Origin of the sequence: Amycolatopsis tolypomycina (genome assembly GCF_900105945.1) — a bacterium.
GTDB lineage: Bacteria > Actinomycetota > Actinomycetes > Mycobacteriales > Pseudonocardiaceae > Amycolatopsis > Amycolatopsis tolypomycina.
In genome coordinates this window covers 6,363,901-6,389,127 of sequence record NZ_FNSO01000004.1, presented here as the reverse complement: position 1 = coordinate 6,389,127, position 25,227 = coordinate 6,363,901, and the positions used below count along the sequence as shown (strand labels likewise).

At 73.9% G+C, this 25,227-nt stretch carries 20 protein-coding genes and 1 pseudogene; 9 read left to right on the top strand and 12 right to left on the bottom strand.

Translation table 11 applies throughout. The features are described from left to right. Positions 1 to 127: 127 nt before the first annotated feature. From BLW76_RS38790 to BLW76_RS38765, 6 genes are all read left to right on the top strand, one after another. Positions 128 to 2,395, top strand: a complete 2,268-nt coding sequence (locus tag BLW76_RS38790; protein WP_091316912.1) for a cellulase family glycosylhydrolase — start codon at positions 128 to 130, stop codon at positions 2,393 to 2,395. 39 nt (positions 2,396 to 2,434) lie between these two features. Then, positions 2,435 to 4,246 (top strand): rhamnogalacturonan lyase, encoded by a 1,812-nt coding sequence (locus BLW76_RS38785; RefSeq protein WP_091316911.1) that lies wholly within the window; start codon positions 2,435 to 2,437, stop codon positions 4,244 to 4,246. A gap of 52 nt (positions 4,247 to 4,298) precedes the next feature. After that, entirely contained in the window at positions 4,299 to 4,679 is a 381-nt protein-coding gene (locus BLW76_RS38780; RefSeq protein WP_091316909.1) for a hypothetical protein, read from the top strand. A gap of 42 nt (positions 4,680 to 4,721) precedes the next feature. Then, positions 4,722 to 5,108: a VOC family protein gene (locus BLW76_RS38775; RefSeq protein WP_091320406.1), complete on the top strand. Its 387-nt coding sequence runs from the start codon at positions 4,722 to 4,724 to the stop codon at positions 5,106 to 5,108. A 346-nt stretch (positions 5,109 to 5,454) separates the two neighbouring features. Continuing rightward, the gene (locus BLW76_RS38770) at positions 5,455 to 6,297 is read left to right on the top strand and encodes an MEDS domain-containing protein (protein ID WP_143060816.1); all 843 of its coding nucleotides are present in this window, start codon (positions 5,455 to 5,457) and stop codon (positions 6,295 to 6,297) included. Continuing rightward, positions 6,294 to 7,220 carry a sensor histidine kinase gene (locus tag BLW76_RS38765; protein WP_091320404.1) on the top strand — a complete coding sequence of 309 codons (927 nt, stop codon included), beginning with the start codon at positions 6,294 to 6,296 and terminating at the stop codon, positions 7,218 to 7,220. Before BLW76_RS38770 ends, BLW76_RS38765 begins: the two co-directional genes overlap by 4 nt. 10 nt (positions 7,221 to 7,230) lie before the next feature. On the opposite strand, the gene BLW76_RS38760 is transcribed toward BLW76_RS38765, so the two are convergent. Further along, complete coding sequence (locus BLW76_RS38760) at positions 7,231 to 8,172, bottom strand: lysyl oxidase family protein (protein ID WP_091316908.1); 942 nt, start codon at positions 8,170 to 8,172, stop codon at positions 7,231 to 7,233. A gap of 161 nt (positions 8,173 to 8,333) precedes the next feature. Between BLW76_RS38760 and wecB the strand changes: the two genes are divergently transcribed. Further along, entirely contained in the window at positions 8,334 to 9,497 is a 1,164-nt protein-coding gene (wecB, locus tag BLW76_RS38755) for a non-hydrolyzing UDP-N-acetylglucosamine 2-epimerase (RefSeq protein ID WP_091316906.1), read from the top strand. On the opposite strand, the gene BLW76_RS38750 is transcribed toward wecB, so the two are convergent. Then, positions 9,470 to 10,777, bottom strand: a complete 1,308-nt coding sequence (locus tag BLW76_RS38750; RefSeq protein WP_091316905.1) for an NAD(P)/FAD-dependent oxidoreductase — start codon at positions 10,775 to 10,777, stop codon at positions 9,470 to 9,472. The two genes, wecB and BLW76_RS38750, sit on opposite strands and share 28 nt — an antisense overlap. Before the next feature lie 4 nt (positions 10,778 to 10,781). After that, positions 10,782 to 11,627 carry a glycosyltransferase gene (locus BLW76_RS38745; RefSeq protein WP_091316903.1) on the bottom strand — a complete coding sequence of 282 codons (846 nt, stop codon included), beginning with the start codon at positions 11,625 to 11,627 and terminating at the stop codon, positions 10,782 to 10,784. Positions 11,628 to 11,941: 314 nt separating this feature from the next. Here BLW76_RS38745 and BLW76_RS38740 point away from each other — a divergent pair, with 314 nt between their 5' ends. Both BLW76_RS38740 and BLW76_RS38735 read left to right on the top strand, forming a co-directional pair. Next, positions 11,942 to 13,372 carry an exopolysaccharide biosynthesis polyprenyl glycosylphosphotransferase gene (locus BLW76_RS38740; RefSeq protein WP_091316901.1) on the top strand — a complete coding sequence of 477 codons (1,431 nt, stop codon included), beginning with the start codon at positions 11,942 to 11,944 and terminating at the stop codon, positions 13,370 to 13,372. Beyond that, on the top strand, positions 13,354 to 14,730 hold the full coding sequence (locus BLW76_RS38735; RefSeq protein WP_091316900.1) for a putative glycoside hydrolase family 15 protein: 1,377 nt from the start codon (positions 13,354 to 13,356) through the stop codon (positions 14,728 to 14,730). The genes BLW76_RS38740 and BLW76_RS38735 overlap by 19 nt, the downstream gene beginning before the upstream one ends. 194 nt (positions 14,731 to 14,924) lie before the next feature. Here the strand turns inward: BLW76_RS38735 and BLW76_RS38730 are convergent, their stop codons facing one another. The 9 genes and pseudogenes from BLW76_RS38730 to BLW76_RS38690 form a co-directional block, all read right to left on the bottom strand. Next, positions 14,925 to 16,055, bottom strand: coding sequence for a glycosyltransferase family 4 protein (locus BLW76_RS38730; protein ID WP_091316898.1), 1,131 nt, complete (start codon positions 16,053 to 16,055; stop codon positions 14,925 to 14,927). Further along, a pseudogene (locus BLW76_RS50855) lies at positions 16,052 to 17,161 on the bottom strand (glycosyltransferase). The gene BLW76_RS38730 and the pseudogene BLW76_RS50855 overlap by 4 nt, the downstream one beginning before the upstream one ends. 84 nt (positions 17,162 to 17,245) lie before the next feature. Beyond that, a complete protein-coding gene (locus BLW76_RS38720; RefSeq protein ID WP_244170513.1) occupies positions 17,246 to 18,670 on the bottom strand; it encodes an oligosaccharide flippase family protein in 1,425 nt (474 codons plus the stop codon). Beyond that, the gene (locus BLW76_RS38715; protein ID WP_244170512.1) at positions 18,667 to 20,055 is read right to left on the bottom strand and encodes a glycosyltransferase 87 family protein; all 1,389 of its coding nucleotides are present in this window, start codon (positions 20,053 to 20,055) and stop codon (positions 18,667 to 18,669) included. Before BLW76_RS38715 ends, BLW76_RS38720 begins: the two co-directional genes overlap by 4 nt. Then, the gene (locus BLW76_RS38710) at positions 20,052 to 20,894 is read right to left on the bottom strand and encodes a hypothetical protein (protein ID WP_091316895.1); all 843 of its coding nucleotides are present in this window, start codon (positions 20,892 to 20,894) and stop codon (positions 20,052 to 20,054) included. Before BLW76_RS38710 ends, BLW76_RS38715 begins: the two co-directional genes overlap by 4 nt. Further along, the gene (locus BLW76_RS38705) at positions 20,891 to 21,934 is read right to left on the bottom strand and encodes a glycosyltransferase (protein WP_244170511.1); all 1,044 of its coding nucleotides are present in this window, start codon (positions 21,932 to 21,934) and stop codon (positions 20,891 to 20,893) included. The genes BLW76_RS38710 and BLW76_RS38705 overlap by 4 nt, the downstream gene beginning before the upstream one ends. Next, positions 21,909 to 23,195 carry an O-antigen ligase family protein gene (locus tag BLW76_RS38700; protein ID WP_091316893.1) on the bottom strand — a complete coding sequence of 429 codons (1,287 nt, stop codon included), beginning with the start codon at positions 23,193 to 23,195 and terminating at the stop codon, positions 21,909 to 21,911. Before BLW76_RS38700 ends, BLW76_RS38705 begins: the two co-directional genes overlap by 26 nt. Further along, a complete protein-coding gene (locus BLW76_RS38695; protein ID WP_091316891.1) occupies positions 23,192 to 24,157 on the bottom strand; it encodes a polysaccharide deacetylase family protein in 966 nt (321 codons plus the stop codon). Before BLW76_RS38695 ends, BLW76_RS38700 begins: the two co-directional genes overlap by 4 nt. Next, positions 24,154 to 24,990 carry a DMT family protein gene (locus BLW76_RS38690; RefSeq protein ID WP_091316890.1) on the bottom strand — a complete coding sequence of 279 codons (837 nt, stop codon included), beginning with the start codon at positions 24,988 to 24,990 and terminating at the stop codon, positions 24,154 to 24,156. The genes BLW76_RS38695 and BLW76_RS38690 overlap by 4 nt, the downstream gene beginning before the upstream one ends. Positions 24,991 to 25,227: the final 237 nt, after the last annotated feature.

The window sequence follows — 25,227 nt, the reverse complement described above, 5'->3', positions numbered from 1 at the left end:
CTTAACGTTAAGCAGGTTGACCGGTTTCTGTCCTGGCGACCGATGTCCGCCCGGTGTCTCCCGTGTTACCGTGGGAGCGCTCCCAGCCTGAAACTTTCCTGTCGAGTGGTTCTCCAGGAGGTCGGTAATGAACTGGCGATTCCTCCGCGTGCTCGTGGCCGGCCTGCTGCTGGTCGCGGGTGCCGTCGTGGCCCCGGCCGCGGCCCAGGCGGCCGCGCCCGCGCGGGTCATGGCGCTGGGCGACTCCATCACCGGGTCGCCCGGCTGCTGGCGGGCGCTGCTGTGGAAACACCTGCAGGACACCGGCCACACCGACGTCGACTTCGTCGGCACGTTGCCCGCGCAGGGCTGCGGCTTCACCTACGACGGCGAAAACGAAGGCCACGGCGGGTTCCTGGCGACCGGGATCGCCCGGGACAACCAGCTGCCCGGCTGGCTGGCGGCGACGCACCCGGACATCGTCCTGATGCACCTGGGCACCAACGACGTCTGGAACAACATCCCGGCGAGCACGATCCTGGGCGCCTACACCACGCTGCTGGGCCAGATGCGGGCCGCCAACCCGGCGACCAAGCTGATCGTCGCGAAGATCATCCCGATGAACCCGGGCAACTGCGCCGCCTGCGGTCAGCGGGTGGTCGACCTGAACAACGCCATCCCCGGCTGGGCGCAGGCGAACTCCACGGCCGCGTCGCCGATCACCGTCGTCGACCAGTGGACCGGGTTCGACACCGCGGCCGACACGACCGACGGCGTCCACCCGAACACCACCACCGGCATCCAGAAGATCGAAGGCCGCTGGTACCCCGCCCTGGTGGCGGCGCTCGGCCCGGACACGCCCGCGGCGACCGGCCTGCACGTCGACGGCACGCGGATCCTGGAGGCCAACGGCTCGCCGTTCGTGATGCGCGGGGTGAACCACGCCTACGTCTGGTACCCGAGCCAGAACCGCGCCTTCGCCGACATCAAGTCCTTCGGCGCCAACACGGTCCGGGTCGTCCTCGGCAGCGGGCAGCGGTGGGGCCCGACGCCGGCCGCCGAGGTCACCAGCGCCATCGGGCTGTGCAAGCAGAACCGGCTGATCTGCGTCCTCGAGGTGCACGACACCACCGGCTACGGCGAGCAGAGCGGCGCCGCCACCCTCGACCAGGCGGCCAGTTACTGGATCAGCGTCGCGAACGCGCTCAAGGGCCAGGAGAACTACGTCGTCATCAACCTGGGCAACGAGCCGTTCGGCAACAACCAGCAGGTGAGCGCGACCTGGGCGAGCGCCACGAGCAGCGCGATCAGCAGGCTGCGCGCGGCCGGGCTGCAGCACCTGCTGATGGCCGACGCGCCGATGTGGGGCCAGGACTGGCAGAACATCATGCGCGACAACGCGGCCACGGTGTTCACCGCCGACCCGCAGCGCAACACGGTGTTCTCCATCCACATGTACGGCGTCTACGACACCGCCGCCGAGATCAACGCCTACTTCGACGTCTTCCGCACCGCCGGGCTGCCGCTGGTCGTCGGCGAGTTCGGGAACATGCACAGCGACGGCAACCCGGACGAGGACACGATCATGGCCCAGGCGCAGGCCCGCGGCCTCGGCTACCTCGGCTGGTCGTGGAGCGGCAACAGCAGCGACGTCGGCTACCTCGACATGACGAACAACTTCGACCCGGCGAGCCTGACGCCGTGGGGCGAGCGGTTCCTCAACGGTGCCAACGGAGTCCGCCAGACCTCGAAGGAAGCCACCATCTTCGGTGGCGGCCAGGTCGACACCCAGGCGCCGTCCGTCCCCGGCACGCCGGCCGTGTCGGGGGTGACGTCGAGCGGTGCCACGCTGAGCTGGGCCGCGTCGACCGACAACGTCGGCGTCACCGGCTACGACGTCCTGCGTGCGCCGGGCGCGAGCGGGGGCACGTTCGCCGTGGTCGGCTCGACCGCGACGACGTCGTACACCGACAGCGGGCTGGCCGCGTCGAGCACCTACCGGTACCAGGTGCGGGCCCGGGACGCCGCCGGGAACACCTCGGCCGCCTCGGGCGTCGCGACGGCGACGACGAGCGCGGGCGGCGGGTCCGGTTCGTGCAAGGTGGCCTACTCCGCGTCGAACTGGGGTGGCGGCAACGGGTTCACCGCCAACGTCACCATCACGAACACGGGCACGAGCGCGCTCACCGGCTGGACGCTGGCCTTCACCTTCGCCGGTGGCCAGCAGGTGACGCTGCCCGGCTGGGGTGCCACCTTCGCCCAGTCCGGCGGGGCCGTGACGGCCAAGAACCTGAGCTGGAACGGCGCGCTGGCCCCGAACGCCTCCACCGGCATCGGCTTCAACGGCACGTACGGCGGCAGCAACCCGGCGCCGACGGCGTTCACGCTCAACGGCAGCGCCTGCACCGCAGGCTGACCACCAAGCACAGTGCTCGTCCGGGACAAAGGAGTCCTCATGTCACTCAGGCAGCGAACGGTCCTCCTCGCCGTGCTGGCCGCGGCGGCCCTGGTGCCCGCCCCGGCCACCGGCGCGGCCGCCGCGCCCCAGCTCGACAGGCTGAACCGCGGGGTGGTCAGCGTCCACACCGCACAGGGCAACACCGTCGGCTGGCGGCTGCTCGCCGACGACCCGGCCGGCGTGGCGTTCAACGTCTACCGCGACGGCACCCGGGTGACGTCGGCGCCGGTCAGCGGCCCGACGAGCTTCGTCGACGCGGGCGCGCCGGCGGGCGCCCGGTACACCGTGCGCGCGGTGGCCGGCGGGACCGAGCGGATGTCCGCCTTCGCGGCGGAGGAGTCGCTGACGCTGACCAGCGGTCTCGCCGCGAACACCCGGGACGTCCCGATCCAGCCGCCGTCCGGGGGCACGACGCCGTCCGGTGAGGGCTACACCTACACCGCCAACGACGCCAGCGCCGGCGACCTGGACGGCGACGGCCAGTACGAGCTCGTGCTGAAGTGGGACCCGACCAACGCGAAGGACAACTCGCAGTCCGGCTACACCGGCAACGTCTACGTCGACGCCTACCGGCTCGACGGCACCCGCCTCTGGCGGATCGACCTCGGCCGCAACATCCGGGCCGGCGCGCACTACACGCAGTTCCAGGTCTTCGACTACGACGGCGACGGCCGGGCCGAGGTCGCGATGAAGACCGCGGACGGCACCCGCTCGGGCACCGGCCAGGTCATCGGCAACGCGAACGCCGACTACCGCAACTCCAGCGGGTACGTGCTCTCGGGCCCGGAGTTCCTGACGATGTTCAACGGCCAGACCGGCGCCGTCCTGTCCACGGTGAACTACGACCCGCCGCGCGGCACGGTGTCGTCGTGGGGCGACAGCTACGGCAACCGCGTCGACCGGTTCCTCGCCGGGACGGCCTACCTGGACGGGTCCCGGCCGAGCCTCGTCATGAGCCGCGGCTACTACACCCGGACCGTGATCGCGGCCTGGGACTTCCGGAACGGCGCGCTGACCCGGCGGTGGACGTTCGACTCGAACTCGGCCGGCTCTCAGTACGCCGGCCAGGGCAACCACCAGCTGGCCATCGCCGACGCCGACGGCGACGGCCGCGACGAGATCGTCTTCGGCGCCATGGCGATCGACGACAACGGCAGTCCACTGTGGAACACCCGCAACGGCCACGGCGACGCCATGCACGTCGGCGACCTGATCCCGAGCCGGGCCGGGCTCGAAGAGTTCAAAGTGGACGAAGACAAGTCGAAGCCGGCCGCCTGGATGGCCGACGCACGGACCGGGCAGATCATCTGGCAGAACGGTTCCTGCAACTGCGACAACGGCCGCGGGGTGTCGGACGACATCTACGCCGGCAGCCCCGGTGCCGAGTCGTGGTCGTCCGCGGTGTCCGGACTGTTGAACACCAGCGGCCAGAACATCGGGCGCAAGCCGTCGTCGGCGAACTTCGTCGTCTACTGGGACGGCGACGCCCAGCGCGAGCTGCTGGACGGCACGCACATCGACAAGTACGGCACCGGCGGCGACACGCGGCTGCTGACGGCGTCCGGCGTGCACGCGAACAACGGCACGAAGAACACGCCGTCCCTGCAGGCCGACCTGTTCGGCGACTGGCGCGAGGAGGTCGTCTGGCCGACGTCGGACAACCGGGCACTGCGGATCTATTCGACCACGGACCCGACGAGCATTTCGCACGTGTCGCTGATGCAGGACCGCCAGTACCGCGAGGCGGTGGCCTGGCAGAACACGGCGTACAACCAGCCGCCGCACCCGAGTTTCGCACTGGGCAGGTGACGCTGATCAACTAGGATGGGCGCGCCTGGGGTCGGCGAGACGAGGAGCAAGCGTGCCCACATTGACCGAATTGCCCCAGTGGACGATTCGGACGTCCGGCGACGAGGCCACCTTCACGCACGTCACGGCGGCGGCGTCCCGGGCCCGGGACGGGCGCGGGCTGGCCCTGCGCGAGGAGGACCTCCCGGGCTTCGCTAAGGCGCTCGGCGAGGTGATGAAGCTGCCGACGTACTGGACGGCGCGGGCCAGGGCGGGCCGCCTGACGCTCGACGGCGACCCGGCCTGGGCGGAGCCCCGTCACGACCCGGAGGACGGCCTGGTCCACGTCGCCGGGCCGTGCGACCCGCCCGAGGCCGGTTCCTTCACGGTGGCACTCGCCGACGTCCGCGCCCTGCGCGTCCGGATAGCCGCGTACCTGCACCGGCGGGGGTAGCCCGCGGGTTCGGCGCCGGGCGGAGCGGGTAGCCGGGTGGTCATGGCGATCAGGCTGGGCAGCATGGTGATCAACTGCACGGAGCTGGACACGATGACACGCTTCTGGAGCGCGGCTTTGGACCTGGAGCCGACCTCCGCGGCAGCCGACTTCCGCCTGCTGCGCGGCCGGCACGTCAACCTGTCCCTGCAGCGCTCGGCAGCGCCGGTCTCGGCCCGCGACCAGATGCACCTCGACCTGTACACGGACAACCAGCAGCAGGAGGTCGACCGCCTGATCGGCTTGGGCGCACGGTTCGTCCGCCACGTCGACGACGACCCGGCGGACGACTGGGTGGTGCTCGCGGACCCGGAGGGCAACCTGTTCTGCGTGTGCGCGAAGCCGGCCGCGGAGGTGCGCGACCCGGGACTGCGGGTCGAGGCGCCGTGAGGCGGCCCCGCGGCGCGGGCGGGAGGGCTGTGGCCCGGCCGGGTGGCGTGGGTGGAAGCGCCGCGACCCGGCCCGGCGGCGCGGGAGTGAGGCGGCCCCGCGGCGCGGGCGGGAGGGCCGCGACCCGGTCCGGCCGTGCGGGTGGAAGCGCCGCGACCCGGCCCGGCGGCGCGGGAGTGAGGCGGCCCCGCGGCGCGGGCGGGAGGGCCGCGACCCGGCCCGGCTGTGCGGGTGGAAGCGCCGCGACCCGGCCCGGCCGCCCGCGCCGCCGCGTCGTGAACGCGACCCCGCGGCGCGGGCGGAACGGCCGCACCCCGCCACGGCGGCGTAGGCTCGATCCGTGCCGATGCCGACCGAGCGGGAACGCCCACCGTCTTCGCCGGCTCGCGACCACGTGTGCCGCGGTTACCGGCGCCGCGGCGAATTCGTCAGCCGGGCGCAGGAGTTCCTGGCCGAGGGGCTCGCCGCCGGGGAACGGGTGCTCTACGTCGCTCCTGGTGACGAGGCCGTGCTGACCGGGCAGCTGCGGGCCGACGAGCGGTGCGACGAAGGCCTGGAACGCGGTGCGGTCCAGGTCGCCTCCGTCGATGCCACCTACACCACCGGTGCCGTCGTCGATCCCGCCGGGCAGGTCGAGCTCTACGCCGCCGCGACGTCCGAAGCGCTGGCCGCCGGGTTCACCGGGTTGCGGGTCGCCGCCGACGCGACGTCGCTCGTGCGCACGCCGGCCCAGGTGGACGCCTTTGCCCGCTACGAGCACCTGGTCGACCACTACATGGCCGCCCATCCGATGTCGGCCATGTGCGGCTACGACGTGGCCGAGCTCGGTGGCGACGTCGTCGCGCAGCTCGCGTGCATGCACCCCACCGCCCACGACGGCGGGGCCCCCTTCCACCTGCACGGACACGCGCGGGACGGCAGCGCCGCGGCGCTCGGCGGCGAGCTCGACCTGGACTCCCGCGAGCTCTGGCCGCAGGCACTGGAGCGCGCCGGCCTGCGTGCCGAGGGCGGCGAGGTCGTCCTCGACGCCGCCGGCCTCGATTTCGCCGACCACCGCAGCCTGGTCGCGCTGGCAGGCTACGCCGAGCGGCACGCCACCACGGTGGTCCTGCGGACGCGGCTGGCCACCCCCGCCCGGCTCGTCGAGCTGCTGGACCTGACCGGCGTGCGCGTGGAGCGTGCCGCATGAGCCGGGGCCACGACCACGCCGCCGTCCGCTACGGCTGTGACGAGGAACTGCTCGCCGTCGCCGTGCCGTTCCTCGAAGGCGGGCTCGCCGCGGGCGAGCCGACGCTCGTGTCGATGGAGCCGGAACACGCCGAGCTGGTGCGCGCTGCCCTGCCGTCGTCCGCGCGGGTCGACTACCTGACGACGCGCGACCTCTACGCCCGGCCCGCGGCGGCGATCAAGTCCTACCGCGAGCTGCTGGCCGGCTTCGTCGCCGGCGGCGCCGCCGGGATCCGGGTCTTCGGCGAGCTCCCGCGGGTGGAGATCGACACGTCGTGGGACTGGTGGGCCCGCTACGAGGCCGCGGTCAACCACGCCTACGACGAGTTCCCGCTGCGCAGCGTGTGCGCCTACGACACGCGGACCACCCCGAGCCACGTCCTCGACGACGTCACCCGCACCCACCCGTTCGTCGCCACCCCCGGCGGCCACCGCACGAACACCGGCTACGTCGACCCGCGGTCCTTCCTGACCGACCCCCGGCCGATGACGCCGTTCCCGATCGAGGGCAAGGCACCGCTGGCCGAGCTCGCCGACCCGCGCCCGGGGGACGCCCGCCGCGCGGTGCTGGCGACGGCCCCGCCGGACCTGACGGCGGCCGAGGTCGACGACCTGGTGCTGGCGGTCAGCGAGATCGTGGACAACGCACTCCGCCACGGCCGGCCGCCGGTGCGCGTCCGGATCTGGGCGGGCGCCGGGCAGATGGTGGTGACGGTGCACGACACGGGAGAAGGCCCCGCCGACCCGTTCGCGGGCCTCCTGCCGGCGGACCGGACGATCGGCGGCCGCGGACTCTGGATCGCCCACCAGATCTGCAGCGGGGTGACCCTGCACCGCGACGAGACGGGCTTCACCGCGCGGCTCGCGGCGGGCCGCCCCTGGTAGGGCGGCCGGCTCAGGCGCAGCGGGGCTGGCCGGGGCAGCTGCGCAGGAACCGCACGATCGGCGCCGCCGGGATCGTCCCGTCCGCGCCCGGCACCCCCTGCGGCCACGCGATCGACAGCGCCACCGCCGAAGAGTTGTTGCGGTAGTCCGTCTCCACCAGCGTCCGGTCCGCGTTCACCGTGTTCACCAGGTCGTACGTGCCGTTCGGGACGTGCGTGATGTCCAGCCACTGGAAGTCCACCGTGTACTTGTAGTCGTCGCCCGAGCCGACCGAGATGCCCTCCATCACCTCCAGCGCCGTGGGCTCGTGGTGGCGGCACATGTTGTCGCGCAGCTTCGCGGCGAGCTCGGCGTCGGTTCCGGTGTCGCCCGGGACGTGCGGCCACCGGCCGACGTCGTGGACCTGGAACCGGTCGCCGAGGCAGAAGCCGTTCTTGCGGTCGGTGACCACCGTCTTGCCCTGCCGGGACACCAGCGCGAAGTGCTCGAAGTTCATCAGGTGCCAGTGCTGGTGGGCGAGCGCCGGCTCGTAGTAGGTGAACGCCCCGGTCGCGCGCTGCGCCGCCGCGTAGCTGCCCGGGATCGAGCCGTCCGTGCCGTTGCGCAGCGCCTGGCGGACCGCCATCGTCGGCTGGTTCGTGCTGTCGCGGCGGCCGTACAGCAGCAGCGGTCCGTCGCCGATGTTCTCTTCCGCGCTGGTGAACCGGAGCCGGACGGCCTTCGCCACCGACGGCGCGACGCAGCGGCCGTTGGGGGCCGCGGGCTCGATCACCGGGCAGACGTCCCAGGCGGTGCACAGGAGCACTTCGCCGGAACTGCCGCCGGCGCACCCCGGCGGCGCCTGGCGGAGGTCGGGGAGCAGCAGGTTCGGCGCCGCGTCGGCACGGGGAGCGGAAGCGGAAACGGTGGCCGCCAGCGCCACGAGCGCCAGTGCCGCGAATTTCTTGAGCAAGAGCGGGGCCGTCCTGTCCGGTATTCCGACGGCCCATTCTAGGGCGTCCGCATTTCCCCGGTGCGACACCGCATTGTCACACGATCGACTGAGTCGCCACCGGTTTCGCGGTTCCGGTCAGTAGCGTGCGGCGAACTCATCGCCCGAAAGGACCGCACCGCATGTCGACGACCACCGCAGATCTCCGTGCCAGTTCCCCGGCGGTGCACCCCGCCGGAACCGGGGGAATCACGCTGGTCTGCGGCACGCGGCCGGAACTGATCAAGCTCGCCCCGCTGATGCGGGCGTTCGGCGAAGACTGCGCTGTCGTCTACACGGGACAGCACTACGACCGGTCGCTGTACTCCCGCATCCGCGCGGACCTGCCGCCGTCCGACCGGTTCCACGAACTCGGGGTGGGCGCCGGCCGTCGCGGCGGCCAGCTCGGCCGGACGATCAGCGCGGTCGACGAGGTACTGGCCGACCGGCCCGGCCGGGCGGTGGTCGTCCAGGGCGACACGACGTCCGCGCTCGCCGGCGCGCTGGCCGCCAACGCGCACGACCTCCCGCTGGTGCACGTCGAAGCCGGGCTGCGCAGCCACGACCGCGCGATGCCCGAAGAGCACAACCGCGTGCTGATCGACCACCTCGCCGACCTGTGCTGCGCGCCGACCGAGCTCAACCGCGCGCAGCTGCTGGCCGAAAACGTGCCCGCCGAACGGATCGCCGTCACCGGCAACACCGTCGTCGAAGCGCTGCAGGCCGCGCTGCCGTCCACAGAGGACAGGCAGGCCGTGCTGGCCGCCCGCGGGCTCGAGCGGGACCGGTTCGTGCTGGCCACGATCCACCGCCCGGAGAACGTCGACGACGCCGGGCGGCTGGCGGTGATCCTGCACGAGCTGGGCCGGCTGCCGCTGCCGGTGGTGTTCCCGCTGCACCCGCGCACGGCCAAGAGCGTCGAGCGGTTCGGGCTGCGGCCCCTGCTCGCCCCGCTCGTCGAACTGGAGCCGCAGGCCTACCCGGCGTTCCTCGCGCTGGCCGCGGAAGCCGCGGTGCTCGTGTCGGATTCCGGGGGCATCCAGGAGGAAGCGAGTGTCCTCAAGCGACCGGTCGTGGTGGTCCGGCGCAGCACCGAGCGCCCCGAGATCGCCGGGACGTTCGGGACGCGGGTGCTGCCGGGCCCGGCGATCGGCGCGGAGGTCGCCCGGTGGCTCGACGACGTCGCCGGCCACCGCGAGCGCCTCCGCCACGTCCCGTCACCGTACGGCGACGGGTCCGCCACCGCCCGCATCGTGACGGCGCTGGACGCCCTGCTCGATCAGCGCGCCGGGGCGGCCGCGGGCTGAACCGCCAGCGCGTCGACGACGGAGTTCGCCAGGCCGACGCTCGAATTCCAGCTCGTGACGTCCGGGTAGACGTGGGCGGTGGTGGCCAGCAGCAGGCCGGTGCCGCCCACGGTCACCGACGGCCGCGCGGCCAGGTAACCGAGCGGGTACACCGGTTCCACGAACGGCGCCTTGAACACCCGCACCTCCTCGATGCCGTCGGCGCCGAGCTGCGGGTACAGGCCGCGCAGCTGCGCCGACCAGCGGGCCGCGATCGCGGTGTCGTCGTCCCGGTACAGCGGCGACTCCCGGTCGGTGTAGTGCATGACGTAGACGAGGTGGCGGCCGTCGTGCGGGCCGGCCAGCGCCGACATCGCGACGACCCCGTCGAACTCGGTGCCCGAGTGCAGCACCGGCGTCCAGTAGTGCTCGGTGACCGGCTGCCGCAGGAAGAACACGGCGTTGACCACGCCCTGGTAGGGCAGGTCGGTCCGCGGCAACCGGGCGGCGAGCGCGTCGTCGGCGATGCGCCGCAGCTGGGGCAGCGGCACGGTGGAGACGACGTGACGGGCTTCGATGACCTCGCCGTCGGCCACCGCGAGGACCGAGCGGTCGCCGGTGCTGCTCAGCCGCCGGACGGGCGCCGAGGTGCGCACCACGCCGCCGGCCCGCTCGATCGACGCCCGCAGCGCGTCGATGATCGTCTTGTATCCGCCGTCCGGGTAGCCGCGGGTGGCGACGTTGCGCTCGCGGCCCAGCCGCTGCCACAGGTACAGCGCGGGAACGTCCCCGAAAGCGGGGCCGAACTTCGAGCCGAACATCGGCGCGAACAGCTTTTCCCAGACGACGTCGCCGTAGAGGCCGCGCAGCCAGTCCTCGGTGCGCAGCGTGTCGAGGTCGCGGCCCCGCCCCAACCGGCGCAGCAGCAGCGAAACGACGCCGAAGCGCACCCGGTTGGGCAGCCGCAGCGGCGAAAACCGGAGCAGGTCGAGCGCGGAGTTGAACGCGTGGTGACGGCCGTCGACGACCATGCCCATCGTGGTTTCGCGCCACCGCACCGCATCCCGCAGGCCGAGTTCGCCGAGCAGCGCCAGCAGGCTCGCGTCCGACGGCATGATGCAGTGGTAGAAGCGTTCGATCCACCGGTCTTCGTGGGCGAAGAACGTGCCGAGGCCGCCGAGCTGGTCGCTGCTCTCCAGCAGGGTCACGCGGGTGCCGCGGTGGGCGAGGCGGTGTGCGGCGGCGAGGCCGCAGATGCCGCCGCCGATCACGGCGACGTGCGGGGAGTCGGGAGAGGTCACCGGGTCACAGCTTCCGGTAGGGCGCCGGGCTGAGCCGGTCGCGGGCGAGCAGTTTCAGGTATTGCACGACGGTCCGCCGCAGCTTCAGCTTGCTGGGTCCCTGCTTGCGGTCGTACCGCAGGGCCAGCGGGACCTCGGTGATCACCGGGCGGCAGTGGCGCAGCTTGAGCAGCAGCTCCACCATGCAGGCGAAGCCCTGCTCCTCGATGAGCCGCTCGCCCCAGTGCGCCGACGCGCGCGCCAGCAGCGACGCCCGGTAGGCGCGGTAGCCGCTGGTGAAGTCCCGGACGCCGTCGACGTCGAGGGCGCGGTGGAACAGCTGGGCCGCGCCGCGGGAGAGCAGCCGCCGCCCGAACGGGGCGGTCCGGTCGTCACCGCCGGGGACGAACCGCGAGCAGATGGCGACGTCGGCGCCGGCGGTGATCTCCGCGTGCAGCGCGCGGATCAGGGACGGGTCGTGCGTGTCGTCGGCGTCCATCACCACGACGATGTCGTCGGGGCTCGCGGCTTCCAGCGCCGCCCGGAGCCCGGACTGCACCGCGCGGCCGAGCCCGAGGTTCACCAGGTGCCGCACGACGCGGACGTCGAGCCCGCCGTAGCCCGCCTCGGCCACGGCGACCGTGGCGTCCGCGGAGCCGTCGTCGACGACCCAGACGGTGACCTGCTCGGTGCGGGCCACGTCGGCGAGCCGGTGCAGCAGCGGCGGCAGGGACGCTTCTTCGTTGAACGCGGGCAGCACGACGTGCGCCCGTCCGCCGGTCCGTTCCCTCGGGAGATCCGGTTCAGTGGGATCCGGTTCGGTGCGGTCCGGTTCGGACAGTGTGGCCAGGGTGGTTTCTTCGCGCGCCACGGTTCCCCTCGTCTGGTTTTCCTCGTCTTTGCCCGTCACCCGGTCGGACTCGGGTTTGGTGGGGCCGTCGAGTCTTACTCGGCTATGTTGTGTGGTTTCTTTAGTGGCCTCGGAAGTCCCCCGGAAGGATGCGCGCCATCAGAACTACTTGGTGTTTCCAGAAATCACCGGATCGGGTCGGTCGATCGCCCCGATCGGGTGGATTTGCGGGGCTGCACAGGAAAATTCACTCGATCGAGCCGGTGTTGCCTCGAATGGCTGAGTCGTGAAGAAAGCGAGAATGGAATCCTCATGTCAAGCAGAGGTCGAGACCGGTGACTGAACTCAGAGAATCGGTCGTCACCGAAACGGTGCCGGCGCAGCGGCGGGTGCGCCCGGGCGACCGGCCGCGCGCCGCCGTCCGCTCCCGGCCGCTCCTCGCCCGGGTCAACGCCGTGGCCGTGCTGCTCGCCGCCGTCGACGGCGCCGCCTGGCTGGCCGCGGTGCTGCGGACCGGGCCCGGTCCGGCGTGCGCCGTGGTGACCGCCGTGGCCCTCGCCGGCGCCCGCGTGGCCGGCCGCGTCCACCGCCGCCGCCTCTGGCTGTCCTGGCTGCAGGACCTCCCGCGCTCGGTCACCGCGACCGCGCTGGCGTTCGCGCTCGTCACCGGCGCCGGGCTGGTGGCCGGGATGGACGGCGACGACACCGCGCGGATGCAGGAACTGGTGCTGTGCTTCGCCGTGCTGAGCGAGGCCGTCCGCCCGGCGGTGTTCGCGGTCGGCCGCTGGGGCCGCCGCCGGCTGCGGCGGTGCGACCGGGCCGTCGTCGTCGGCTCCGGCCGGATCGGCGGCGAGCTCGTGCGGACCATGCTGGAGCACCCGGAGTTCGGGCTGCTGCCGGTCGGCATCGCGGCCTCCGGCCCGGAGCCGGCGCCCGCCGGCCTGCCGGTCGAGCGGATCGACGGCGACCTCGCCGAAGCCGTCGCGCGGCTGCGCGCGGGCACGGTGATCCTCGCCCCCGCCGACGAGGGCGACGGCGCGATCGTCGACGCCGCCATCACCGCCCACCGCCTCGGCTGCGTCACCCTGGTGCTGCCGCACCTGTTCGAGCTGTGCCCGGACGGCCCGGGCGTCGACCGGCTCCGCAGCTACCCGCTGGTGTGGCTCGGCGGCGCGCCGACCCGTCGTCCGAGCTGGTGGGTCAAGCGCGCGGTCGAGACGGCGCTGGCCGCGGCCGCGCTCGTCGTCCTCGCGCCGGTCATCGCGGTCTGCGCGCTGGCGGTCGCGGTGGAGAGCGGGTTCCCGGTCTTCTTCCGGCAGGTGCGGGTCGGCATGGACGGCGGCACCTTCGTGCTCTTCAAGCTGCGCAGCGTGCGGCAGGCCGCCGTCGACGATTCGCAGACGCGCTGGTCGGTGGTGGGGGACCACCGGGTCGGCCCGGTCGGCCGCTTCCTGCGCCGGTCCTCTTTGGACGAACTGCCGCAGCTGTGGAACGTGGTGCGCGGCGACATGGCGCTGGTCGGCCCGCGGCCGGAGCGGCCGGTGTTCGTGCACGAGTTCTCCGCCGTCCACGAGCTGTACTGGGCCCGGCACCGGGTGCCGACCGGGCTGACCGGGCTGGCGCAGGTGCACGGCCTGCGCGGGGACACTTCGATCGCCGACCGCGCGCGCTACGACAACTACTACATCGCGAACTGGTCGTTGTGGCTCGACGTCAAGATCATCATCCTCACGGTGGGAGAACTGCTGTGCCGAAGGCAACGCTGATCCGACGGCACCCGGTGGTGTCCTGGACGTCCGCGGCCGTGCTGGCGGCGAGCTGCCTGACCGGCTGCGTCGCCAGCTCGGCGCAGGAGATCTCGGCGCCGTCGCCGAAGCCCCTCGCCCCGTGCGCGTGGTGGTACGGGATCGGCGAGCCGCCGACGTCGCGGGACATCGAGCTGGCGGCCAAGCGGTACCAGGTCGTCGTGCTCAACGCCGACCAGGGCACGGCCATGCGCCGCCTGCGCCAGCTCAACCCGCGGGTGAAGGTGCTGGTGTACAAGGACTTGTCGAGCACGCGCAACTACCCGGGCGCGGTCGACGGCGGCCAGGACGCGGTGTTCCTGCCGAGCGGGATCGGCTACGTCGCCGCGCAGGAGCACCACCCGGACTGGTTCGCCCTGGACACCAAGGGGCGGCGGATCGAGTGGCAGGGGTACCCGAAGCACTGGCAGATGGCCGTGTGGAACCCGGACTACCAGCAGGCCTGGACCGACGCCGTCGTCGCCGAGGTCAAGCGCGAGGGCTGGGACGGCGTACTGGCGGACAACGACTTCAACTCACTGAGCCACTACTCGCCGGCGGTGCTGGCGGGCACGGCGAACGTGGCGGAGACCGACCGCAAGCTCCGCGACGGCCTGGACGCGTTCCTGGCCAAGGCCGGCGACGCCCTCACGAACTCGGACAAGATCCTGGTGCCCAACGTGTCCGAGACGCACCTGGTGCCGGGCCGGTGGACCGCCCACTCCCGCTTCGGCGGCGCGATGGAGGAGAACTTCGGGTTCCGCGAGAACGGCGGCACGGGCGGGCTGCTGACGTTCCGCGGCAACGAGTTCCAGGAGCTGCGCGCGCAGGCCGCCCTCGGCGAGTCGTGGCTGCTGCTGGTGACGCGGACGCACAACGCGCGCGAGGAGCGGTCCGGCTACGCGAGCGCGGCCCTGCTGGCGGGCCCCCAGACGTGCTGGACCCGCGCGACGACGGACGACTACCGCGACCCGGAGTGGTCCACCCTGCAGGACAGCGGCCTCGGCGAAGCGGTCGACGCGGCGAGCAGGCTGCCGAACGGCGTGTGGACCCGCACGTTCACCCACGGCTGGGTCGCGGTCAACACGACGGCGGCCACCCAGACGGTGGTCGCCCCCGAAGGCCTGGTCCGCCCCGGCACCCCACCCCCCACCCCCACCCCCACCCCCACGCTTTCTCCCACGGCTTCGCCGTCGACTTCGGCTTCGCCCACGTCGACCGCGCCCCCACCCCCGCTCACGGTGGAAGCGGCGGACGCGGTCATCCTGGTCGACCCCAAGCAACTAGTGAAGCGGGTAACCCGCGACGAGCTCCGCATCGGCCGCCTCTGGGCCCGCTGACCCGTGTCGACCCCCCAATCACGGGTGATGACCCTCTGATCACGCGAGTTCTGCCTTCAATCACGCGAGTTCTGCCTTCAATCACGCGAGTTCTGCCTTCAATCACGCGAGTCCCGGCTCCAATCACGCGAGTTCCGGCCCGGATCACGTGCAGCCGCGTGACCGGAGGGTCATCTCGCGTGATTGAAGGGTCGTCACCCGTGATTGGCGGGACGACACGAGGTCGTCAGCTGGTCGTAGAGGGCCAGGTGACGGCGGGCGCAGGCGTCCGGGCGGTAGCGGGCGCGGGCGCGTTCCGCCAGGAGACGGCCCAGCCGGCCCGGATCCGGTTCGGCGAACAGGGCCCGTAGCCGGTCGGCGAGCGCCGGGACGTCGCCCGGCGGGGCCAGGAACGCCGGGGCGCCCGGGACGTCGAGCATGGCGGGGACGCCGCCGGTGGCCGTGGCCAGTACCGGCTTGCCCGCGGCCATCGCTTCGGCCACCACCAGCGGCTGTTGCTCCATTGTGGACGGCAGGACCAGCGCGTCCGCCTCGGCGAGCAGGGTCGGGACGTCCGGCCGGAACCCGAGGAACGTCACACGCCCGGCCAGCGGCGGCTGCCGCGCGGCCCGTTCCGCGGCCGCCCGCTCCGGGCCGTCGCCGATCACCGTCAGCCGCGCGTCCGCCGGCAGGACGCCCGGGAGCGACAACGCCGCCAGCAGGCCGAGCACTCCCTTGCGCTCCACCAGAAGCCCGGCGAAGACGAGGTGCCGCACCGGACCCCGAGGCGGAGCCGGGTCGGCGGCGGCGACGCAGTTGTCGACGTGCACCAGCCGCCGCGCGGGCACCCGCAGCCGACGGTGCAGGAAGTCCCCCATCGCCGACGCCGGCACGACCGTCCGGTCCAGGACGCGGGCGACGACGGCGTCCGCGGCCAGCACCGTCCGCGTGTACGCCGAGGGCCCGGCCGCCCGGCGCTCCCCGCGGAACCACGGCTCGGCGACGTCGTCGGGTACGCCGTGATAGGTCTGGACCAATGCGGGACGCGGGCCGCGCGCGAACCGCAGGCCGGTGATCACCAGCCCCGCCCGGCGGTCCTGGGCGTGCACGACGTCCGGCTGCCACGCCCGGAGCGCCGCCCGCGCGCGGCCCGCCGCGGCGAGGTCTTCCTTGTCCGACACCGCCAGTTCCTCGTGCCGGCCTTCGAGCAGCGCGGCACCCCGCGCGGGGACGGGGCCGAAGACGCGGACGTCGTGGCCGTCGGCGGCGAGGGTGGCGGCCAGCCGCACGGTGACGTCGACCGGGCCACCGCGGTCCTGGGTGAGCAGATAGGCGATGCGGGTCACGAGAGGCGCTCCGACGGGGTGAGTTTGTCGACGAGGGCGGCGATCTGGTCGGTCATCCGCCCCCGGTCGAAGGACAGTTCCGCGCGGCGGCGGCCGCGTTCGCCTTCGCGCCGGGCCAGCGCGGGGTCGGCGAGGCGCGCGGCGACGGCGTCGGCGAGCCGGCCGAGGTCACCGGGCGGCAGCACGGCGCCGGCGTCCGCGACGCTCTGGCGCACCCCGCCGACGTCGAACCCGACGACCGGCCGCGCGCACGCCATCGCTTCCAGCGGCACCAGCGCCATGCCTTCGGCGCGGGAAGGCAGGACGACGACGTCCGCGGCGGCGTACCAGGCGGCCGGCTCGTCGGTGTGGCCCGGCCAGTGCACGGACGCGTGGCCCGCCACGGGGTGCCGCTCGCGCTAGACCGGACCCATGGGCCCGTCGCCGGCGAGGACGAGCTGCGCGCCGGGTATCCGCCGCAGCACCTCCGGCCACGCCGACAGCAGCTGGTCCTGGCCCTTGAACTCGGCCAGCCGCCCGAGGCAGACGGCGATCGGCGCGTGTTCGGGCAGCCCGAGCCGCCGCCGCGCGGCCGTCCGGTCGCCGGGGATGAAGCGGGTGGTGTCGACGCCGTTGCAGACGACTTCCGCCTCGGCGGTCACCCCGGCGGCCCGGCCGGCGGCCAGTTCGTCGTCGCTGACGCACACGAGCAGGTCGGTCCACCGCGACGCGATGCGCTCCCACGCGGCGCAAGCGCGGCGCAGGGGCCCCCTCGCGGACTCGAAGGACCACATGTGGGGTTGGAACACGGTCGGCCGGCCACCGCCGACGGCGAGCCGCCCGGCGAGCCCGGCCTTCGAGCTGTGGAGGTGCACGACATCGGGATCGAGGTCGGCGAGGATCCGGCGCAGCCGCAGCGCTTCGGCGAGCGAGCCGGGGCCGGGTGCGCGGCCGGCTCTCCAGCCGCGTACTTCGATGCCGGCGTCGCGGGCGCGATCGGCGAGCCAGCCGGAGGGCGGGCAGACGACGGTGACGGACCACCCGCGATCCCGCTGGGCAAGGGCCAGTTCGAGGACGACGACGGCGACGCCCGCGGTGACCGGCTGGGAGACGTGGACGAGCTTCACGGACGGCCTCCGCGGTGGGGGTGGACGGACTTCATCGGCGGCCTCTGCGGGTGCGCGAGAACGGTGGTGGTGGGCTGGGCGGGTTCACCGCAGGCCGCCCCGGCGCAGTTCGGCGAGCGCGGTTCGCTGCAGCAGCACCGTCGCCCCCGCGTACCCGGCGACCAGGACCGCCGCCTCGGCGAGCACCCCCGGCAGCGTCGCCCCGAACCACCGCTCCAGCAGCACCGCCGGCACCGCGCCCGCCGCGCAAGCCAGCGCGACGCGAACCACCATCCCGCCCAGCTCCGCCGGCGACGGCGCCACCCCGAGCCCGGCCAGTACCCGCCAGGCCAGCGGCACCACCAGCCACGCTGCCGCGCACTGCACCAGGGCGACCGTCCCGATTCCCGCGTGGGTCAGCGCCACCAGTCCCGCCGCGAGCAACGCCAGGTGCGTCGTCTCCAGGGCCAGATATCGTCGTACGTGGCCGGTCGCCTTCACCGCCTGGTACCAGATCTGCAGCAGGCAGATCCCGACGCCGTAGCCGGACAGCAGCACCAGCGGCGCGGCCGCGGCCGCCCAGCGCGTGCCCAGCAGCACCACGTGGTCCGCCAGGACCGCGAGTGCCAGGTACAGCCCGGCCGTCACCACGAGGACCGCGCGGGTAAACCGGGTGACCGCCCCGCCGAGTGGCGCGCCTTCGCGCTGCAGCCGGGTGAACACCGGGAACGCCACCGCGCCGAGCACGACCGCCACCATGATGTACGGCACCCAGGCGAGCCGGTACGCCAGCGAATACACGCCGACCGCGTCCGGGCCGAGCACGTGGCCCACCGCGAAGTAGTCGACGTTGACCAGCAGCGCGCCCACGACCGCCGCCGGGCCGACCACCGCCACCCAGCGCAGCACCTCCCGGGCCGCGGTGGTGTCCCAGCACGGCCGGACGCCGCCGCGGGCCAGTGCTCCCAGCAGCGGCTGCGACACCGCCGTGGCCAGCAGGCCGAGCACCAGCGACAGCGGGCCGGCGCCGCACGCGGCGAGCACGACCGTCAGCGCCGCGCCCAGCACCGCGCTGCCGCCGTCGGGCAGGAGGCGTCGCCGGAAGTCCAGCTCGCGGTGCATCAGCCCCATCTGCACCCCGCCCGCGGCCGAAAACGGCAGGCCGAGCGCGGCGAGCCGGACCAGCCCGGCGGCGTCCGGGGTGCCGAGCAACGCCGTGAGCGGGCCGGCCGCCGCCACCAGCGCGACCGCCAGGACGAGCCCGGCGCCGACGCTCAGCGTGAGCACCGTGCCCGCCGTCCGGCGCGGGTCGCGGGCGGTGCGGCCGATGACGTCGTAGACGCCGATCGACTGGACGACCTGGCCGAGGTTCACCAGCGCCACCGCCAGTGCGACGGCACCGAGCTGGCCCTCGGTCAGCAGGGCGGCCAGCACCAGCGTCACCAGCATCTGGCTGCTCTTGCTGACGAGGTTGACCACGCCCAGCCACAGCGAGCCGCGGACCGCGCGGGTCCCGAGCGCGGTCGTCACGCGACCCGCCTCGCGGCGACCACGGCGAGGCCCCACGCGACGACCACCGCAGCACCGTCCACAGTGACCGATGTCCGCGGACCGAACAGCGAGTCCACTGTGTACAGATGCGCGAACGGGACGGCGAGCGCGAGGACGGCCAACCCGGCCGCGGTCCACCCGGCCTCGCCCCGGCGACGCCACCACAGCGCGGCCACGGCGGCCATCGCGGGCACGGCGATGAGCACGTCGCCGGGCTGGTGCACGACACAGACCACGACGGCGAGCACGGTCAGCAGGTCGGCGACCGGTTCGGTGGTGCGCCGGGCGAGCAGCGCGCTCGTCACCAGCACCCCGGCCAATACCGCCAACTCGGCGCCGTCGGGCACCCAGCCGGTGACGCGGAAGAACACCGCGGCGACGTCGATGCGTTGCGCCGTAACGGAATCCACCGCGCCGTAGGACGTGCCGCGCGCGTGCGCGAGGTTCGCGACGATGACGTCGAGGAAGGGCCCGACGCCGCCGCTGCGCACGACGAGGAGCACGACGACGGGCAGGCTGGCCGCCGCGGCGATCGCGGTGCCGGTGAGGGCGACCCGCCGCGAGCCACGGGCGAACAGCAGGACGGCCAGCGGGAAGCCGTACTGCGGCTTCAGCCACGCGAGCGCGAGCGCGACGGCCGCCCAGCCGGGCCGGTCGCGCCGGGCGAGGAGGGCGCCGGCCGCGCCGAGCGCGATCAGCGGGTTGACCTGGCCGACGTAGAGCTGCGCCTTCCCGACCTGGCTGGTCACCAGCAGCGCCGCGACGACGGCGGTGACGACGGCGAACGGAACCGGGACGTACCGCCGGACGGCGTGGGCGGTCAGCGCGGCGAGCGCGACGAGCAGGAGGAGCGAGAAGAGGGTGAAGGAGACGGCGCCGACGCGGTACCCGGGCAGCGCGAACGGCGCGTGCAGCAGGAGGTGGTAGGGCTGGTAGAGGTTGAAGTCCTGCCGGACGGGCCAGTGCGCGAACATCGCGGCGGGGTCGTAGGGGTTGCCGCCGTCGAGGAATTCGCGGATGGGGAAGTAGAGGGCGTCGCGGAAGTCCTGCAACCGCTCCTCACCGAGGACCGCGGGGGTCGGGAGCGGGACCTGCCAGGAGGGTTTGAGGGCGTGCCAGGCACTCGCGGCGCCGGCGAGGGTGGCCAGGAGGAGGACGAGCCGCTGCTTGGGGGACAGGCCGGAGTCGCGGGTGAGGAGGGTCGGCCGCCGGCCGGGGCCGGCACGGTGTTTCGGGGTGGTGGGGCCGGAGTCGGCTGCGGTTGTGGTTGGGGTGGTGGGGTCGGAGTCGGCGGCGGGGTCGGCGCCGTGGCTTGCGCCGCGGGAGCCGGCTGTGGCCGGGGCCGTGCGGTGTCCGAGCTTCATGCCAGCACCACCGCCACCAGCACCGCGTCCGCCGGCAGCACGCTCACCGTTGCGGTCAGGGCCTTCTGGTTGCGGCCGCCCGTGGTCACCGCCACCACCGACGTGCCCGCTCCGTGCTCCTCCGGCAGCCCCGCCGCCAGCTTGGCCGCCGTCTCGGTCAGGTCCGGGGTCACCGGCAGCACCCGGACCGGGTGGCCCGCCGCGCGGCACAGCACCGCCAGGCTGTCCGGTGTGGACGGGTCCGGCTCGCGCAGCACCGCCACCGGACGGTGCACTCCCGCCGCGGCCAGTGCGCGGCGCAGGGGGCCCGTGCCGCCCGGGGTCAGGCGGCGGACCGACGCCGTCGCCAGGCCGGCCGCGACCGCTCCGACCAGGGCCAGCCCCGTCACCAGGGGGGCGTCCGGGGCCACCGTGATCACCTCGGGGCGGGAGTCGAGGGTCCGCAGTTTCCCGGCCGGTGCGAGCAGGTCCGCGTCGATCATCGCCTTGCCCAGTGCCATCGCTGTCGCGCCGGCCTGCGCTGCCGAGGCCGCGCGCACCGACACCCGGGCCAGGCCCGAGGCCGGGACCAGCTCGACCGACACGTGCCCGGCCAGCTCGTCGGGCGAATACCCGGACGCCGGCGCCGCCGCCGCGAGCACCGACGGGCTGCGGGCCAGCTCGACCAGCGCCGGCAACGCCAGCGACACGACTTCGCCGTAAGGCGCGCCGTCCGCCGCGGCGGGGCCGGCGAGCAGGCTCACCCGGCCCTGGTACTCCTCGCCGCGCGTCAAGCCGGCGAGCAGCACGAGCGCACCCACCAGCAGCGCCGCGGCGACGCTCGAGACAACAGACTTCATCGGGCACCTCGGAGCAACTCGTCGTAGGACTTCATGAGCGTGTGCGGGTCGTAGTCGCGTTCGACCGCCTGGATTCCCGACCTGCCAACGGTTTCCCGTTCCGCCGGGTCGAACAGGAGCCGGTTCAGTGCCGCGGCCGTCGCGGCCGGGTCCGCCCGGGGCACCACGATCCCGCCGCCGCCGGCCAGCACCGCGCCGATGCCGCCGGTGTCCGTCGCGACCACCGGCCGCCCGGCCGCCATCGACTCCAGGACCGCCAGCGGCAGGCCCTCCCAGTCGCTCGTCAGCACCGTGACGTCGGCCGCGGCGAGCAGGTCCGGCACGTCCGCGCGCGTCCCGAGGAACTCCACCCGGCGGCCCAGCGCCTGCGCCCGGCGTTCCAGTTCGCCCCGCAGGCTGCCGTCGCCGGCCAGCCACAGCACGGCGTCGCCGTCGACCGCGGCCCACGCGTCCAGCAGCACGTCGTGGCGCTTCTGCGGCTCCAGCCGGGCCAGGCAGAGCGCGACCGGAGTCCGCTCCGGGACGCCGAGGGACGCGCGGATCTCCGCGCGGCCGAACACCGGCGTCCGCGGGAACACGGCGTTCGGGATCACCACCGGCCGCGCGAGGCCCGCCGCCGCCAGCCGGTCCGCGGTGGCCGCCGAGACCGCGACGACCTGGGCGGACGTGCGACGCAGGATCCGCGCCGCGGCCGGGTGGTCCGCGTCGGCGACGCCGTGGAAGACCGTGACCGGCCGCCGTCCGGCCAGCCGCGTCACCAGGCTCGCGCCGACGTTGTGGGCCAGCACGACGTCGGGCCGGAACCGGGCGATCGCGCGGCGGGTCGCCCACGCCGCCTTCAGCACGCCGGCCTTGCTGCGGCGGGCGAGCGGAACGGGGAACGTCGGCGTGCCGTCCGCGGCCAGCGCGTCGGCGCGGAAGCCGCCGCCGCTGGCGACCGCGGACACCCAGCCGTACTCCTCGCCGCGGGCCACCATGCCGGCCACGAGCGTTTCCGCCCCGCCCGCCCCCATTTCACTGATCACGTGCAGCACCCGCATCGGCGCTTCCCTCTCCTTCTCGGCAATTCCGGCTTTCGGCCGCGGCGGCGAGCGCGGCCAGCGACCACAACGGCAGGTAGTACTGCTCGGACAGGAACGTCGAGGTGACCAGCACGGCGAGCAGCGACGCCTGGATCGCGACCGCCTCCGTCCGCTGCGGCCCGGGCCCGGCCCGCCGGACCGTCCGCTCGCTCGCCACCGCGGCGACGCCGACCACCCCGGCGAACAGCGCGAACCCGGGCAGGCCGAGTTCCGCGGCGACCTCGAGGTACATGTTGTGCGCCACCGGGGTCTGCTCGTCGACCTCGGCGTTGTGCGACTCGGCGGCGTAGTGCTCGCGGAACCCGCCGGGGCCGACGCCGAGCACCGGGTGAGCGGTCAGCATCCGGGCCGCCGCCTGCCAGCGCAGCTCCCGGGTGTCCACATTGGACGCAGCGATGAAGCTCTTCTCCTGCAACGCCCGGTCCAGCTGCGGCCCGGCGAACAGCAGGGCGGCGACACCCAGCCCGGCGACGGCCGCGGCCGCGACGCCGACCACCCGCCACGGCAGCACGCGCCGCAGCAGCAGCCACCCGACCGCGGCGGCCAGGCCCAGCGCGCCACCGCGGGAGAACGTCGCGGTCGCGCCGGCCACGAGGATGATGCCGGCGGCGGTCAGGATCACGCCGCGGCCCCGGCGGTGCAGCGCGGCGAGCCGGGGAGCCTCGGCGGTCGGGATGGCGCCGCGGCCCCGGTGGTGCAGCGCCGCGAGCAGGGGGACCGCCGCGACGAGGAAGTACGCCAGGTCGTTCGGGTCCGGTTGCGGTCCGCTCGCGCGGGCCTCGCCTTCGGCGACCAGGCTGTACAGGGCGCCCGCGCCCGCGACCGTGGCGCCCGCGGCCGCCGCCAGCAGTAACCAGCGGATCGGTACCTCGCGGCTCGCCACGTCCGCGAGCACCGCCGTGACCACCAGGAACGGCAGCCACCGCAACGTGTACTCGGCGGTGAACCCGCCCGCCGCGTGCCGGGACGCCGTTGCCGCCAGCACGACGGCCAGCAGCGCGAGGACCGCGTGCAGCGGCGTCGGGCGCGGTGGCTGCCGCCGGCGGATCCGCACCACCAGCCAGACTGCGGTGAGCAGGGCGGGCGCGACCTTGCCGAGCTGGCTCTGCACGGCCGTCAGGTAGCCCTCGACCGGCGCCAGCGCCACGGTCGCACACGCGAGGACCCGCAGCAGCAGGGCCTCGCGCGTGGCGGGTCTGACGACCGCGAACGTGGTCATCTCCCCGCGTCCAGCCTGGTCACCGGCCGAGTGCGCCGCACGACCGTCCGCCGGACGTACTCTCCGGTGCCGACGACGTCGAAGTGCTCGCGCAGCGCGGAAAGCACCCAGCCCAGCCACGCCACCTTCTGCGCGCCCGGCACCGCCATGCCCGGGAAGAACTCCATCCCGGGGGCGTCGGCGGCGCCGAGGACGTCGGTGGGGTGCAGCAGCAGCGACGGCGAGACCCCGCGGAGGCGGCAGAGCCGCAGCGCCGTCCGGAGGTAGCCGCGGGCCAGCCGCGGTGAGATCCCGTGCAGCTGCAGGAGGTAGGAGCCGTGGATCGGCGTGCGCAGCAGCGGCATCGTCGTCACCGGCAGCTCGACCGGCCCGCGACCTGTGCTCGTCTGCCAGCGGTAGGCGTGCACCGGCGCCAGCACGCGGGAGAAGCCGCCGAACAGCTCGTCGGCGCCTTCTTCCGCACTCCGGGCCGTGCGGTTGTGGTAGGCGCGGGCCAGCGGGCCGACCCACGTCGGCAGGGTGCTGGCGTCGTAGGCGTAGCCGCGTTCGGCGAGCAGCTCGACCAGCTCGCGGGTGACGCTGTAGCCGGGGCCGCGGAAGCCGCTCGGCCGGGGCGCGCCCGCGGCGACGACCGCGTCTTCGGTGCGGCGCAGCTCGTCCTCGAGCCGCTCGCGGGAATAGCGGTGCAGCCAGGGTTCGTGGCCGAACGAGTGGTTCGCCACCTCGTGCCCGGCCGCGGCGATCTCGGCGACCGCCTTGGCGCCGTCTTCGCGGACGACGTCGGCGCCCACGACGAAGACGGTCGTCGTGAGCCCCTGTTCGCCGAGGATCTCCAGCAGCCGCGGCACCGCGGACGGCAGGAAACTGGGCCGGTCCCGCCAGCCCGGGTCACCGTGGGTCTTGAGGTAGGCCCACAGGTTGTCGAGGTCGACCGAGACGCTCGCGAGCGGACGCGGCCTCACGCGGCTTCCCCGGCGAGCACGGGTGCCGCGGCCCGCGACTGCACGCCGAGCAGCAGGACGCCGCACACGACGACGGCGAGCCCGGCGGCGACCCACGGCCCCTGCCCGCCGACGACGTGGTCGCCGAGGGCGGCGATCCCGGTGACCGACGCCAGCACGATCGTCGTCGCGTCGGCGGTGGCCACGACCGCGGCGGCCGGCCCGCGCTGCAGGGCGGTGGCCATCGAGGCCTGCCCGAGCACCGCGGCCACCAGCATCAGCCAGGTCAGCGGATTCCCCGGCAGGGCAAGGAGATCGAGGTGGGCGAGCGTGCGGCTGGCGACCGCCACGACGGCGAACGCGACGCCGGACAGGACCGCGGCCGGCAGGAACGTCCCGGCCCGGCCCGCGGGGATCATGGCCAAGCCCGTGCCGAGCACCACGAGCGCCAGCGTCGCCACCCCGGCGGGCGGCAGGTCCGTGGCGATCGAGGCCGACGACGAGCCCGCCAGCACGACGAGGCCGGAAGCCAGCAGCACCAGCGTCAGCGCCTCGCCGGTGCGGATCCGCCAGCCGAGGACGACGACGCCGAACGCCGTCGCCAGCCCGATGGCCGACGACGACGCGGCCTGGACCAGGTACAGCGGCAGCGAAGCGCGCGCGAAGAACGCGAGCGCGAACCCGCCGACCTGGCCGGCGAAACCCAGCAGGTACAGGCGATCGGCGGCCAGCCGGGCCAGCAGGCCCAGTCCCGCGCCCGGCCGGTTCCCCGCCCGCCGCGCGGCGACGCTCTGCGCGACGATCCCCACCGCGTAGAGCACCGCGGACGCCACGAGCACCGCGTAATCCACCACGAACGACTCCTCACGTCCGGCACCGCGCACCGGCGCCCCGGCAAAGCGTAGGAACGCGGAAGTGGCTTCACTTTCGAAGGATGCCGTTCGGTAATTCGTTACGCTCCGACGCGGATCCGGCGGACTGACGCAACCCCAAAGCGTGACATGTCGCAGTGTCTCGATACGTGGAACACGTTGCGTAGTAACGGTTCGATGATCATCCGCGCCGGTCGCCGTCGAAACGGGGACCGTTCC